The following is a 15392-nucleotide window of genomic DNA, read 5'->3' as shown; positions in this document are numbered from 1 at the left end:
AATGATGTGACGTTCTGTTAGCTGCATTCTCAACCTCCTGACCACATAATACCATGCTTGATTACTTATGCTTACAAACTGAATGAAGTTTTACAATACCCAAATTATCCATTTTGATACCACTTCAAAAAAAGAATGCAACCAAGCGTCGAAATTTTGTAGGGTGGAGGCAAGGCGATGAGCGATTAATCTGTAGCACCTGCGCGATAAATCTCCAACCGTACCGCCACCCAGCACGAACCAAAAACTAAAAAACGAGTAAATTCACAATTTTTGAAACCAGCGCTGTATCAGCCAAAAACCTTCGTACTATCGCGGTATTTTTCGGTCGAAAGCAGTCGCCAACTCCCATCACCCAAAAGTTCCAAAACCTGCTGGTGATATTTCAACAAACTCAATCGGTGGCCCACACTCACAAATGTAGTTTTAGTTGCTTGCAACTGTTCGTATAAAAGTTGCTCGTTCTTCAAATCCAAAGCACTTGTAGCCTCATCCAAAATAGCATATCGCGGTTTCGTCAACAACAATCTGGCAAAAGCTAAACGCTGCTGTTCTCCCAGGGACAAAATCTCGACCCAATCTAAAGCCTCATCAAAACCGCCCAATCTGTCCGGCAAATCTGCTAAGTTGACTAATGCCAAAACACAGCGCAATTGTTCCTCATCAACCTTGCTGCTGGTATTGGGATAGAGAAGTTGCGATCGCAAATTGCCCAAAATCAGATAAGGACGCTGCGGCAAAAACAGCATTTCTCCCAATTCCGGCCGCGCCAGACGACCCGTTCCCGAGTCCCACAAACCCGCAATAGCCCGCAGCAAAGAACTCTTCCCAGAACCGCTTTCACCGACAATTAACAGTCCTTCTCCCGGCGACACCGCTACCGACAAATCCTTAATCAAAGTCTTTTGATGCTTCGGAGTATCTAAAGTAACCTGTTTCAGCATCAACTGAGAATCTACTACGACATCTATAGTAGTTCCTCCGGCACGAGATACCGCCTTTTTTGCTTCCAAAGTATCTGTAAATACAGTTAAACGATTGATACTAGCTGCAAAAGAACTAAGGGGTTCAATGCGACTGACAATCAGTGAAAAAGCGGCTAAAACCTGACGGAAAGCAAAACCCGCCTGAGTGATGTCTCCAAACTGAATCGTATCGGTTGTGTCGGCAAAATAAGCAGGAGCGAGAAACAAAGCCGGAATAATCACCACAGCATACCCATATCCAGTTGTAAAATAATCCAAATTTCGCTGCCAGCCAATTAGCAAATTAAAATTGCGGAATACTTCCACGAACCGCTGCTTTATTTGGATCGATTCTCGCTCTTCCCCTCCATAAAAAGCAATGGATTCAGCATTGTCGCGAATGTGAACCAGTCCGTAGCGGAAATTAGCTTCTTGTTTAAGTTGCTCGAAATTCAGAGGCACTAATTTTTGACCAAAAATCAGACTGGCGGTCGTCCCCAACATAGCATAGACAATCAGGAAAATTGAAAGTTGTTTCGAGATTGACCACAGGATACCCGTGAAAGATATAATATTAACTATTGAACTCAGGAGCGCCAGCATAAATGTCAAACTTGTACGAGTAAACGATTTGACATCTTCAGAAATTCTTTGGTCGGGATTGTCGATTTCCTTGTGTGAATTTATTTCGTAATAAGCCCGATTATTAAAATACTTGTCCAGGAACTTATTTGTCATCCACTGTCGCCAGTAGAGACTCAATTTATCTTGGATGTAGCCGTAAATTACCACAATGGGAGTGCCGACTGCAAAAACCCCTGCATAGACAAAAAGATACTTCCAATAATTGAGCTGGTCTTTTTTTGCCAGTGCTGTATTGAAAAAGTTACTGACGTAACTAATGATTACATTCAAACCGCTTACGGACAGGGACAATAACAGCAATAAAGCTAAAAAAAACCACGACTGCCAATGCGCTATCAATCTGCCTTTAAAAAACCAAAAAGCGCTCAAAGGAATAATTAGCATCAAGGCAACAATGATAATTGTCGGGGAATCAATAATCTGCTGCAACAAACTAACTAACCCAGCAGCAATATTATTGACAAAATCCGGAAAAAGAGCGGCACCCCCCAAACATACAATACTAACGAGTACAAACATAGCAGCGAACAGAAATATTAATAACAGCGCTACTAATCCCAGAAAAACCCTGCCTCCTCCAGGCTCTAAAGGATAAAAGTAAGGCTGAGCGATCGCAATAAATCTTTCCCACAACTGACGGTCAAATCGATTCATCTTTACTGTTTGCAAAACTACTTCAACTGTTCTAACATATCAAGTTTGATTCTCCATTGTCGCAGTAATTTATTTGGGAGTTTAGGGAAGAGATTGGTCTCCTATGAGGTGCGCGGTCACGACTACAATTAAATTGGTTTGTAGTGAGGACTTTAGTCCTCATGAAAATCAGAGGACTAAAGTCCTCACTACCAACCAGATCGCGGTTATTTTACCGGAGATGATGTCACCCACAGAGGAATATTTGTTTTCCGATTTAAGTCGTGGAGACGCAAACAGTTTGTAGGTTAGTTGTGGGGTAAATCTAAAATCTCAAATCTATGGGATCGGGAGAAGTGGTGGTTTCGCCGATCGACTCCGACGACGATAGATTGTAGTAAAATCGGTGGCTAATCCCCAAACTAACTTGCTTGAGCACCCAATACAAAACAGCAATAACGACAAATGTTGCAGCCATTACTACAACCGGACGCTTACCAATCAAATCATTCATGACGGTGTTAACTAAGGCATCGGGATTCGCCAGAATGTCCCAAGTGTTGAACCGGATAAATCGTCCTAAATAAATGCCGATCGCCGAAAGTGCGTGTATAGTTATCTCCGTTGCCAGAATAAATCTACCCCAACCCTGTTGCTTCAGATAGTAACCCAAACCCATCACCGACAGTACATAGGCCTCAAATCCCGCCAACATAAACACCAGATACTGCGGAATCAGCGCCAATGTCACCACCCACACCGAGTTCCCCTCTTTAATCTGCTCGATCAGGTGAATGATATCAGTTAAAACGTAGGGTGCATTGGGCAAAAACGCGATAAACCAGAAAAAACCGCCCCACCAGCGGAGAGAGCGAACTCCGCGCTGTCGCAGCACCCAGATATCTAAAGCCATTAGTGCTAGCGTAATTGCGATCGCCCCCAAAACGTAAGTTGTACCCACATCTTGCACAATGTGCTTGAGATAGGACACAACATGGCGCGTGCTAGGCAAAAAAGTAGCGCCCAGGAGAACCCACGTACCCCACAGCAGCCAGCGCGATCGAGGTTTGCGGAAGAGCCAAAAACTCAACGCCAGCGGTACTAAACCTAAAAACAAATTCCAAGACATCCAGCGGACATTCTGTCCCATTGCTGCGATCGCTTCCAGGATTAATCCCATCATGTCAGTTTTTATACAATTAAAGGTTTCATGCAGCACCGCTTTCTCAGCAGCGTGAATCTATCTTAGTCGCTATAGCATTCGGAAGAGTTGACAGTTGACAGTTGACAGTTGACAGTTGACAGTTGACAGTCTGATTTGTAGGGTGCGTCAGCTAGCCACTTCTCGCTCTCCGCTGTCACATTACATAAAGGTACGTTGTTGCGCTTCAGCGCTCTTCGACGATCTATGAAAGAGCGCTGAAGCGCAACAACGTACCTAAGGAACCTACAGATAGGTTTTGCCGATCGGGATTTCGATCGCAAAAGTCGTTCCGCCTCCGACTTGGGAGAAACAGTCAATCTTGCCCTTGTGCTTTTCTACCACAATCGAGTGCGCGATCGACATTCCCAAGCCAGTACCTTTCCCCACAGCTTTTGTCGTAAAAAACGGGTTAAAAATGCGATCGATCACCGCCTGCGGAATCCCCGTACCGTTGTCCGAAATTTCCACCCTCACAGTGCCCTGGGCCGTGACACCAGTGCAAATCACAATCCGGCCGCTCTTAGTCGCTGCTTCTGGAACTGACAACTTGTGATATTGTTCTTCAATAGCATCAATTCCATTAGCAATAATATTCATAAACACTTGATTCAGTTGGCTGGCATAGCACTCCACCGGTGGCAGTTTCCCGAACTCCTTAATTACTTCTATTTCCGGGCGCCTATCGTGACTCTTTAAGCGATGCTGCAAAATCAACAAAGTGCTATTAATTCCCGCGTGAATATCGACAGGCTTCATTGCCGATTCGTCCAGCCGCGAGAAATTTCTCAGCGACAGCACAATTTGCCGGATGCGATCGGTTCCCACCTGCATCGAACCTACAAGTTTTCTTAGATCCTCAGTCATGAAATCCAAATCAATCTCTGCAATGCGATCGACAATTTTTGCATTAGGTTCGGGATACTCATGTTCGTAAAGATTCACCAGATCCAGCAACTGTGTAGTATACTGGTGTAGATAAGCAATGTTAGCGTGAATAAAGTTAACCGGATTATTAACTTCGTGGGCGATGCCTGCAACTAATTGACCCAAAGAAGACATTTTTTCAGTTTGAATGAGTTGAGATTGAGCAGAGCGCAATGACCGCAGCGCTGACTCTAGCTCTGTAGCTCTTTCTCTTTCTCGCGCCTCGCTTTGTCGCAGAGCTTCCTCTGATTGTTTCCGAATCGTAATATCCTGGGCAAATCCAATTATTACCTTTGACTGACCCTGAGAATTTCTGCTAAAAATAGTATCCCGACTTTGCAGCCAAAACCATTCACCGTTTGCTGCCAGCATCCGGTACTCAATTTCCCTGATTTCGCCATCTTTAATTTCTGCAAAGCTCGCGTGATATTCCAAAATTTTTGGCAAATCTTCGGGGTTAATTAACTGAGTCATTAGTGATGAACCCATCGCTTTAATTTCATCAAATGTATAGCCAAGAAGCGTGCCCATAGAAGAATTAGCATAGACATTTCGCTGTTCTTCCAAGTCATAAAGATACAAAATGCCGGGAGTAGCATCCGCAATTTTTTGAATAAACTGCTGGCTCTCTTGCAAAGCTAACTCAGCTTGTTTGCGATTCGTAATATCAATAGTGATACCGTCCCAAAGAATATCGCCGTTTGCTTTAGCTTCAGGACGCGAAATTGACTGAAACCAGTGAATTTTTCCTGAAGGCAGCACGAACCGTCCTTCCCAGTACCAAGGTTGCAAAGTTTGCGCTGAAATAGCAACAGATTCGTTATAATCTTGGCGGTCGTCGGGATGAACCAAATCTATTAGCAAAGCCGCATTTTTACGAAGACTTTCTGGTTCTAGCTCAAACATTTCTAGGGAAGCAGGACTGACGTAAGGGAAACTTAAATAACCATCTCCACCAAGCAAACATTGATAAATTACTCCCGGCAAATTAGCCGACAGCTTTTGGAATTTTGCTTCACTTTTTTGCAGTGCTTCCTCTGCTTCTTTGCGCTCCGTGATGTCAGTAATTGAACCAACAATGCGGACAGCTTTTCCAGATGCATCCCACAAAGCTTGTCCGCGACTGAGTATCCATTTGTAGGTGCTGTTGTAGCACCACAAGCGGTATTCGGTGATGTAATGCGGCGTTTTTTTGTCTAAATGGTCTTGGAAAGCTTGCATTACTAAATCTAAATCATCGGGATGCGTGTTTCTGTTCCATTCGTCAAAGTAATCGAGCATGGGGATGTGTTCGTATCCCGTGATTTCTTTAAATCGATCGGACAGAAATATTTCTCCTGTTTGCAAGTTCCAATCCCAAATGCCGTCATTGTTACCTTTGAGTGCTAACTGCCAGCGTTCTTCTGTTTGCATCAATTGAGCAGTTCTTTGTTCGACTCTATTTTCTAGTTCTTCATTGAGCTGTTTGAGACTTTCTTCTGCCTGTTTCCGCTCGATCGCAATTCCCGCTAAATGCCTGACAGATTCTATCAATTGCAGCTCAAAATTTTGGGGAGTGCGCGGTTGGGCGTAATACATACCAAAAGTTCCCAAAACTTGACCCCCAGATGAGACAATAGGAGTAGACCAGCAAGCTCTCAGTCCAAAACTCAAGGCTAAATCTCGAAAGTCTTGCCACAAAGGATCGCTGGCAATATCTGTAACGATCACCTGTTCGCAGCGATAGGCAGCAGTGCCGCAAGAACCGACATTCGGGCCGATGGCTACTCCATTAATAGCAGCATTATAACTTTCTGGCAAACTGGGCGCGGCTCCGTGCAGCAAATGTTTGCCGTCTGGAGCTAGAATCAAAATCGAACCCATGACATTTTTAGATTGCTGTTCGATAATTTTAATTAAAGTATTTAAAGTATCGCCAAGAGTTGCGTCCTGAGCAATCATTTCTAAAATTTGTTTTTGACCTGTCAACCAATTTTCAGCTTGCTTGCGCTCGGTAATGTCCCGGGCAATCCACAAAGCCGTGTTGTCTTTCATTGGCGAAATGGTAGCAGCAAACCACTTTTGTTCGCTGCCAATTTCCAGGTGATATTCACAATTCAAAGTTTGATTAGTAGAGACAGCGATAGTAATTTGCTCCAAAAAAAATTCTGCTGTTTCTGGATCGAATAGATCGTGAATTTTTTGACCTATAACTTCCGTCGGTGGCTTGTACAAAAGTTCGGGATTTGTCTGGGCAACTTTTAGATAGCGTCCCTCAATATCGAACACAAAAATTACGTCGTTCATGGCAGCGAACAATGCCCGCAATTCTGCTTCTGAAGCTTGCAGGGCGAGTTCAGCTTGTTTGCGATCGCTAATGTCGCGCCCCACTCCTTGGTATTCGATCGCCGCACCTCGATCGTCAAAAGTTGCTCTGTCAGTCCACTGTATCCAGCGAATTTCGCCCGTGTCGAGAATTACGCGGTGTTCCCAGGTAATAGCGGGATTTTGTAGGCTTAAAGAATTGAAAATATCGCTGCAAAAGTTTCTATCTTCTTCCCAAATCAAAGGCATAAAAGAATTGCCGATCAGCTCCGATCGCGATTTATTGAAATAGCGGCAGTAGGCATCGTTGACAAAAGTCACAACTCCGCTGGGCAAGAAACGGCAAATAAGTTCGGTTTGGTCTTCAATAATTGCCCGATAGCGAGATTCGCTCGCTTGCAGCGCGGCTTCTGCTAGGATGCGATCGCTAATGTCTGTACCGACGAACAGCAGCCCGATCGATCGCCCTTTGGAATCGACCACAGGTTTGTTTCTCCAGGTTATCCAGACTTTTTCCCCATTGCGGCGGATGTTTTCATTTTCGTGTTTGAAGTATTTGTCCGGCTGTGCCACACAGTCTCGAATCATTATGACTAACTGATTTTCCGACAATGTGGCCGGATCTACAATTGTGCCGATCGCACTTTTGCCAAGAATTTCTGCTTGTGAATACCCGAAAAAATTTTCCGCAAACTCATTAAAAAAAGTAATCTTGCCTTCATTGTCTAACTGCACAATCATGCTGTTAGCGTTCTCAACCAGTTGTCGGTACTTAGCTTCGCTCGATCGCAGCATCGATAGGCCGTACATCCCCGTAAAAACCGCCACCCCGCTCAAAACTGCCAGCAAGCCACCTCCTGAGAGCAACCACCCCCGCCGTGGCGAATTCTCGGGCCATCCTCCTGCGGGAATTGCTGCCAACTGCCAGGAACCGTTGGGCAAAATCACTTCCAACACCACCGGATTGTTCTGAAAAATCGAGTTGTCGCCGAAAAACACCTCACCTGACACTCCCTTCGCGTCTTTCCCCCGGACAGCGTATTGCACCTTGGCTGAGGGATCGTTGAGTCCCGCTTCCTCAAGCAGGACATTTTTTTCGAGGATCACACCGATCAACCCCCAGTAAACTCCTGTTTCGGGCTCGGCGTCGGCGGGGGTCAGAAAAATTGGCGATCGGCTGACGAAGGCCACGCCTCCCTCCAATAATTGCACGGGCCCGGCAAGCAGAGTTTTTCTGGTGTGGATCGCATCTTTGACCATTTGCCGCTGTTTGGGTAGCGTCATCAAGTCAACGCCGATCGCCTTTTCATTTCCATCCTTCGGATAAATATCAGCGATCGTCGTCCCTTTAACTAAAGTGATGTTGCGAATGCCGGTTTGCTGTGCCAGCAGAATTCTCGCCGTAGCTGCAAACTCGGCTGCGGTGATGTCTGGGTTGTGGGAAATGTCAGCTACCAATCCCCGGATCAAAAATAGCCGGGAATTCAAAGAACCTTCCAACTTTGAGCGGACTGTGCTGAGCCGATCGATCGTGCTAGCGCGGTTGTGTTGCAAAAATCGCTCTTGTTCCGATCGGTCTAAAATGCCAACTCCGACCAAAATTGCTACTAATGCCGAAAATGCTGCTAAATACGGTGAAATTTGGAATTTTTTCAGCTTAAAGTATTCCATCTGTCGGCAGTTCAACTATATTTTTAAGTCTTTAGATAGATTTATTTTAGTTTCATTTTCCTATGCCGATGCAAGATTTCCGGCAGACGGAGCTTTTCACAAGTCTGCACGAGTTTTGTGTGTTCTAAGCTGTTGTACATCTCAATTGTTTATTTCAATTTCCTCGCACATTCTCCCCATTGGTGTCAACTTAAGGTCAAAAACTTTTGTATTTTTCGTTCGCAGCCGAAGCCAGATCCCCCTAAATCCCCCTTAAGAAGGGGGACTTTGAGTGCTTCTTGTCCCCCCCGACCTAAGGGGGGTTAGGGGGGATCTGGCATTAATCATCAGACAGAAGACTGGAATTACATTTGACGTGTTTGTTGACACCAATTCCCTCTCCCCCTCTCCCACTCTCCAGACTCGCGCACCCGAAACACGGGATTTGTTGGCTAAAATAAGGTTAGCAATAATTTTTGTCAGCGCTGGGCGCAAATAATTCATAGGGGCAATTTGATGCAGGAACAGTTGATGGAAGCGATCGCACCTTACCGCGATCGAGTAGATTATCTAGAAGTTCGCCTCGAACAAAGCGAGTCAACAGCCATTAGTTTTCGCGGCCCTCAGTTAGATGCAGTCAACCGCAGTTTCAGTCTAGCCGGCGGCATCCGCGCCTGTCACAAAGGCGGCTGGAGTTTTGTAACATTTAACGGTTTGGCTGAATTAAAAGCCCGGATTGAAGAAGCTGTCGTGCAGTCTCGTTTGGTAGGTAGCGAAAAAACTGTACTAGCAGATGTCACTCCGATTCAAGATTATGTAGCGGTGGAATTCGGTCGCGATCCGCGGTCTATTACTCTAGCAGAAAAACGCAAGTTGCTCGAATCTTACAACCAATTGCTGTTAGATTTCGACCCGCGAATTCAGACGACAATGGCCGGTTACAGCGATCGATTCGGGATTACTTATTTTGTGAATTCTCAAGGCACTTGCATTGCTCAAGAGCGTTTGGACGTGACGGGGCGCTTCGGGGCGATCGCCCGCGGAGAAGGCGGTGTCGTCCGTCAAGGGTTTGAATCGATTCATTCGCGATCGGATTACAATGTCTTGACAAATATTGAAGATCGTGTTAAGAGCGCGGCGGTGCGAGCTGTGGGCCAATTAGAAGCAAAACCGGTCAAAGGCGGCCAGTATCCAGTGATTTTAGACCCTTATTTGTCGGGGGTATTTATTCACGAAGCTTTCGGCCATTTGTCGGAAGCTGACGGCATTTACGAAAACCCGAAAATGCAGGAATTGTTGACTTTGGGCAAGCCTGTGGCGATCGAACAATTGAACGTAATTGACGATGCAACTTTGCCGGGATTGCCGGGAACTTTGAAATACGACGACGAAGGAGTGCCAGCTCAGTGCAAGCATTTAATTAAAAATGGAGTTTTAGCAGCGAGAATGCACAATCGCGAGACTGCGGGCAAAATGGGGGAAGCTCCGACGGGAAATGCTCGGGCCTTGAGCGCTACTTTTATGCCGTTGGTACGGATGACTAATACTGCGATCGAATCTGGCGCACATTCTTTCGATGAAATGGTGGGCGACATTGAGGAAGGAGTCTATGCAGTACGGATGTTGGGAGGACAAACCAACGGCGAAATGTTTACCTTTGCAGCAGCCGAAGGCTTCATGATTCGCAACGGCAAATTGGCCGAACCGGTGAGTGATGTCACCTTAAGCGGCAACGTATTTCAGACTTTAAAGGATATAGAGTCGATCGGCAACGACTCAGTTTATGCCTACGGCGGATGTGGAAAAGGTGGCCAAAGCGGTTTAGCTGTCAGCGTCGGCGGCCCCCATTTGCGGATCAAAAATGTTGTAGTCGGAGGCAGATAATATATAGCCTTTCGAGCTTTCATATGAGGTACTCATGGGGATAGGGCATAGGGGATAGGGCATAGGGCATAGGGCATAGGGCATACCTCACTTTTTTTAGAACCGCTATATAAAAACTGTTGAGTTTTGAATTTTGAGTTTTGAACTCAACAGTTTTTATCCCCATCGGCGAACCCAAGAGTTCAATAAAAAACCCGGTTTCTTGAAGAAACCGGGTTTTTTTCTACCAACTAAGAGAGGATTGAAAAATTATCGGGTAGAGGTTGCGGGAATTCTGCATTTCTCGCGCAACCCTCTCAACCAAACTACGGGCTAATTTTAGTGGCAGCGACTTAAAGCTGTCTCATCTCATCTTCAAGCACCCGAACCAAATCTTGATTGCCGCTGGCTCTAGCTACTTCGATGCGGTGCATCAGTTGCTTTTGAATGTTAGCGCGGTGGGTTTCAGCGATTTTTTTTACGTTTTGGCGATTTGTGTTCATGGTGAACTTTCCTTATATTAAATTTGGTGTAACTCCTACTTCTTTAATATAGCGCAAAATTTCAAAAAGTATCTAAATTTACAAAAAGTTTACAGTTATTGACCGATCGACCACAATAGTGTATACTATATCGCATAAGTCAATAGCGATATCTTGACATTTCCAATAATTTAAATAGTAGGCGTCGGTCAGATTCCCGATCGCCAACAAAATAATTTCCCAAATCAAAGGTACGTAGTTGCGCTTGGGCGCTCTTAGGTACGTAGTTGCGCTTGGGTACGTAGTTGCGCTTGGGCGCTCTTAGGTACGTAGTTGCGCTTGGGCGCTCTTAGGTACGTAGTTGCGCTTGGGCGCTCTTAGGTACGTAGTTGCGCTTCAGCGCTCTTTGATATAGACAAAAGCGCCAAAGCAAAGGTACGTGCCTTAGTCAAAACTGAAAACTTCCCCCAGCACCTCTAGCAAATGGTGAAGGTGTGCGAGCTCGTGAGTTGCCATCAGCGAAATCCGAATGCGGCTGACACTGACAGTCGGAGGCCGAATCGCCACAGCCAAAATACCCATTTCCTTGAGTTGGCTGCTAACTGCTAAAGCTGTGGCTGCATCTTTTAACAGCAGACTGAAAATTGGGGAGAGGGAATTGCTAATTGGTAATTGGCGATTGGTAATCGCCCCATATTTGAAAGTTTCAATATTTTGTTGCAACCGAACTCGGCGCTCTGGTTCTTGCTGTACAATTCTCACAGCTTCCAAAGCAGCCGCCGTGTCAGCCGGCGTCAATGCTGTAGTATAAATCCAACTCGCGGCTCGATTGCGGAGAAAATCAATTAAAGTAGCGGAGCCCGCAACGTAGCCGCCCAAACTTCCCAAAGCTTTGCTAAGCGTGCCAACTTGAATTAGCGGCAATCCCTTACAGCCGAAATGTTCTGCACAACCGGCACCGCTAGCACCGAAAACTCCTGTAGCGTGAGCTTCATCTACTAATACCATACAGTTAAATTGCTCGCCCAAAGCTAACAACTCCGGCAGCGGACACAAGTCCCCATCCATGCTAAACACGCTATCGGTAATAATTAAACACTTGCGGAATTTAGCACGATTTTGTTCTAGCTTGGCTTTTAAATCCTCAAGATTGCAGTGATTGTACTCTAGCGCTGTTGCACGGCTGAGTATGGCTCCATTTTTGAGACTCGAATGATTGTACTTGTCAGATAATATCAAATCGCGCTGGCCGACAACTGATGCGATCGCCCCTAAATTCGCTAAATACCCGGAACTGAATACTAAAGCGTCTTCAGTTTGTTTTAAATTAGCAATAGCCAGTTCTAGCTGTCGGTGCAAATCGCGGTGTCCGCTGACTAACCTCGAACCCGTCGCACCCGTACCAAATTCCTTAGTTGCAGCCATCGCCGCTTGAATCAACCTGTCATCGCCGGCAAGTCCCAGATAATCGTTGCTGGCAAAGTTAATCAGCCAACGGCTTGCTAATTTTACCACAGGCCCCGGACAGCTTTCGATCAATTGTGGCGATCGATACCAATCGGCCCGGCGAACAGTGTCCAGGGACTTCTCTAGCCAAGCGTAAGGGTCTGCATTCATATTGTCCAGCGATCGAGTAATAAGTTATATTGTCTTATAATCAGTCCCTGCCTATCAGAGAAGCATATGCCACTCACTAAAAAATACAGATTAGTCACCCGCAGTGATTTTGACGGTCTTGTCTGTGCCGTTTTACTCAAAGAACTCGATATGATAGACGAGATTAAATTCGTGCATCCTAAAGATATGCAGGATGGAAAAATCGAAATAACAAATAACGATATTACCACCAATTTACCATATGTTGAGGGAGTTCATCTAGCTTTCGATCACCATTTTAGCGAAACTCTCAGACATGAAAAAATCAAAATCAACCACATCATTGACCCCTATGCAGCTTCCGCAGCCAGAGTGCTGTACAAATATTATGGAGGCAGAGCAAAATTTCCTGATATTTCCGAGGCGATGATGCTAGCAGTTGACAAAGCAGACTCCGCTCAATTTGCCAAAGAAGAGGTTTTGCAACCGGAAGAATGGGTGCTGTTAAACTTCTTGATGGACGCCCGCACTGGCTTGGGCAGGTTTAAAGAATTTACGGTTTCCAATTATCAGTTAATGATGGAGTTAATTGATTACTGCAAAAATCATACCATCGATGAAATCTTGCAGCTTTCTGATGTGAAAGAAAGAGTAGACCTTTACTTCGAGCAATCCCAAAAATTTGAAGACCAAATACAGCGCTGCGCCAAAGTTTACGATCATTTAGTCGTTTTAGATTTGCGTAACGAAGATGTGATTTATGCGGGAAATCGTTTTGTAATTTACGCTTTGTTCCCCGAGTGCAATATCTCGATTCACACACTATGGGGACTGAAGCAACAAAATACTGTTTTCGCCGTTGGTAAGTCAATCTTCAACAAAACTTCTCAAACTAATATAGGGGAGTTAATGTTAAAATATGGTGGGGGCGGCCACCGGAATGCGGGAACTTGTCAGATTGAAAATGATAAAGCTAGTAAAGTTTTGAAAGAGTTAATTGCCCAGATTGAGCAAAAGGGTTAAATTAAATTAACTTGATATTTTTGGCAGTCAGGACTTGAGTCTTTGATGATTTAAATTTTCAGGATTCAAGTCCTTACTACAAAAGGGAATGTTTAGAACTCAAGTCCTTGCTGCTAGCGGGAGTTTAGTCCTCAAGGTTTTGAGGTTGGGGGTTCGGGGCGTTGAAATTTTCTGCACTCTTGCCTTTGACTGGCGGCAAATAATCTACTAAACCCATATCAAAAGCCACATCCGGCAAATCGGCAGCGTTATAATTTCCTGCTTCAAACAATCGCCCAGGAGTAAAACAAGGCTGCTTCAATCTTACCACTTCGCTAGGCGAAAACATTCCCCTAAACATTTTGCGTTCGAGTCCCATAATTTCTGCTCCTAAAACAACTCTCGCATTAATCTTAACAATTTTTTGCCTGTCGCTTCCCAATTAAATAAATCCGCCGTCTCCCGAGCTTTTTGGGCTACCTGAAAACGCATGGGATCCTCCACAATTTTTCGCAACTGTTCGCGAACAGACTCAACATTTGGTTCGGCCCAATGAGGAGCATTTCTAATTTTAAGATACTGAGTATCGTAACATTCTCCGACGGGAATTAGATCGTGAGCAATGGGATAACAGTTAGCACTATTTGCGTACTCCGTCGGGCCACCGTACACAGTCATAGCGACTGGTAAACCCGCAGCAAAGGCATCCAAAATTTTAATCGCAAAACCCTCGCCACGAAACGGAGCCAAAAAAGCATCTGCTGATAAGTATAAATCCGCTAGTTCTGTTTTAGTAAAAAATTTAGGCTTTATCTCTATTTTCGGCTTTAATTTGCCGAATTGTCTTTCCATATTTATGATATGTTCGGTTATGGCATCAGGATTTTTGCCACCATCTTTGACGATCAACTCTACGTTGGCATCATCTTGAAACTCTTGATAAAATGCTTGGATGGCGAGATCCGTGCCAAATCTATACAAGTCAAAAGAATTGGTCATGTGCAGAATAGATTTTACATCGTTCTGGTTTTTTTTAGGTCTGGAAGAATAGAGTTGCGAAATTAAAGGATTGAAACCTAGAGGTATGACGGAGACTTTTTTTGTCGGACATCCAGCTTGGACTAAAACGTTTTTAGAATATTCACTGACGGCTATGATGTGGGATGAATTGTTGACAGCATCGTAAATCCAGTAATCATATTCATCATCATTTCTGGCGAATTCGTAATTGATGGCAAAAAATTCTAAGTTGAGGTGTCCGCTGAGTTCTTTTAAAAAGAAAGGTTTCCAATAATGAGACCATTTTAGCTGAAATAAATCTGATGGTGCGGTGTTCATCCACTTGGCTAGGAGGTGGTTTTCTTCGGCTGTGGAATAGCGTGTGAGGTGAGATGCGATTTCTGAGGGTTCGACTGAAATAGAAATCCCCATTTTGTCTAGGGTTTTCGCCAGCGATAGGGTAATGTCGGCGAAGGAATTAAAATTTTGAAAGCCGACGTTAAAGTGAACCATAATTAGTTATTGGTTATTGGTTATTGGTTATTTGTTATTGATTGTAGGGTGCGTCAGGCGAGTAGGTTTTCAATACAAACTCAGGATTTTTGCCCTGACGCACCTTGGGTTTATTGAGGTGAGAAGGTTTTCAATACAAATTCAGGATTTTTGCCCTGGCGCACCTTGGGGTTTATTGAGGGTTGATTAATTAATACCATTTCTCTAAAATTGTGCAACACTCTTCGACCCCCCCTAGCCCCCCCATGAATCAGGGGGGGAACAAGAATACTGTTATTTCGTTGAAAATTGGTATAAATTATTCATAAAAACATTTGTACAAGCCTCCACGTGAAAGATGCGGATTCATGAGATTGTTGATATAATTTAGGGATGTTCGAGTGCGACGCACCCTACGACTCACATCTCAAAATATACGATTTAAATGCGGTACAGCTTAGGATTTTGCTAAAGTGTAAGGTGCGTCGCTTGATGATTTTGCATATATAGCCTTTCTCAAAAAGATGAGGTATGGCTGACGGCTTATATAATAAACACTAAGAGGGGCTGAAGCCCAACAACGTACCTCATCTTTTTGAACACCGTTATGATTTAGGGATTGTTGATGGCGAC

Annotated in this window: 9 protein-coding genes; 2 read left to right on the top strand and 7 right to left on the bottom strand. The window is 44.6% G+C overall.

Going from position 1 to position 15392, the window contains the following annotated elements; genetic code table 11:
* Window positions 1-290: 290 nt before the first annotated feature.
* From JGK22_RS28375 to JGK22_RS28365, 3 genes are all read right to left on the bottom strand, one after another.
* Complete coding sequence (locus JGK22_RS28375; protein WP_293207751.1) at window positions 291-2264, bottom strand: ABC transporter ATP-binding protein/permease; 1974 nt, start codon at window positions 2262-2264, stop codon at window positions 291-293.
* Window positions 2265-2568: 304 nt separating this feature from the next.
* Entirely contained in the window at window positions 2569-3426 is an 858-nt protein-coding gene (locus JGK22_RS28370) for a DUF1361 domain-containing protein (protein WP_293185131.1), read from the bottom strand.
* 264 nt (window positions 3427-3690) lie between these two features.
* The gene (locus JGK22_RS28365; protein ID WP_293314249.1) at window positions 3691-8346 is read right to left on the bottom strand and encodes a PAS domain S-box protein; all 4656 of its coding nucleotides are present in this window, start codon (window positions 8344-8346) and stop codon (window positions 3691-3693) included.
* A gap of 495 nt (window positions 8347-8841) precedes the next feature.
* On the opposite strand from JGK22_RS28365, the gene JGK22_RS28360 reads away from it, so the two are divergent.
* On the top strand, window positions 8842-10209 hold the full coding sequence (locus JGK22_RS28360) for a TldD/PmbA family protein (protein ID WP_293185135.1): 1368 nt from the start codon (window positions 8842-8844) through the stop codon (window positions 10207-10209).
* A 332-nt stretch (window positions 10210-10541) separates the two neighbouring features.
* On the opposite strand, the gene JGK22_RS28355 is transcribed toward JGK22_RS28360, so the two are convergent.
* Complete coding sequence (locus JGK22_RS28355; protein WP_293143575.1) at window positions 10542-10691, bottom strand: hypothetical protein; 150 nt, start codon at window positions 10689-10691, stop codon at window positions 10542-10544.
* A gap of 423 nt (window positions 10692-11114) precedes the next feature.
* Window positions 11115-12287: an 8-amino-7-oxononanoate synthase gene (gene bioF, locus JGK22_RS28350; RefSeq protein WP_293193391.1), complete on the bottom strand. Its 1173-nt coding sequence runs from the start codon at window positions 12285-12287 to the stop codon at window positions 11115-11117.
* A gap of 66 nt (window positions 12288-12353) precedes the next feature.
* On the opposite strand from bioF, the gene JGK22_RS28345 reads away from it, so the two are divergent.
* Window positions 12354-13289 (top strand): exopolyphosphatase, encoded by a 936-nt coding sequence (locus JGK22_RS28345; RefSeq protein WP_293185139.1) that lies wholly within the window; start codon window positions 12354-12356, stop codon window positions 13287-13289.
* A 124-nt stretch (window positions 13290-13413) separates the two neighbouring features.
* On the opposite strand, the gene JGK22_RS28340 is transcribed toward JGK22_RS28345, so the two are convergent.
* Window positions 13414-13647, bottom strand: a complete 234-nt coding sequence (locus JGK22_RS28340; RefSeq protein WP_293143588.1) for a hypothetical protein — start codon at window positions 13645-13647, stop codon at window positions 13414-13416.
* 11 nt (window positions 13648-13658) lie between these two features.
* Window positions 13659-14780, bottom strand: a complete 1122-nt coding sequence (locus tag JGK22_RS28335; protein WP_293185141.1) for a glycosyltransferase family 4 protein — start codon at window positions 14778-14780, stop codon at window positions 13659-13661.
* Between the last annotated feature and the right edge of the window lie 612 nt (window positions 14781-15392).

The organism is Microcoleus sp. PH2017_08_TRC_O_A (assembly GCF_020738665.1).
GTDB lineage: Bacteria > Cyanobacteriota > Cyanobacteriia > Cyanobacteriales > Microcoleaceae > Microcoleus.
Note: the sequence above shows the minus strand (reverse complement) of the source record. Positions and strands in the feature narration are given on the sequence as shown.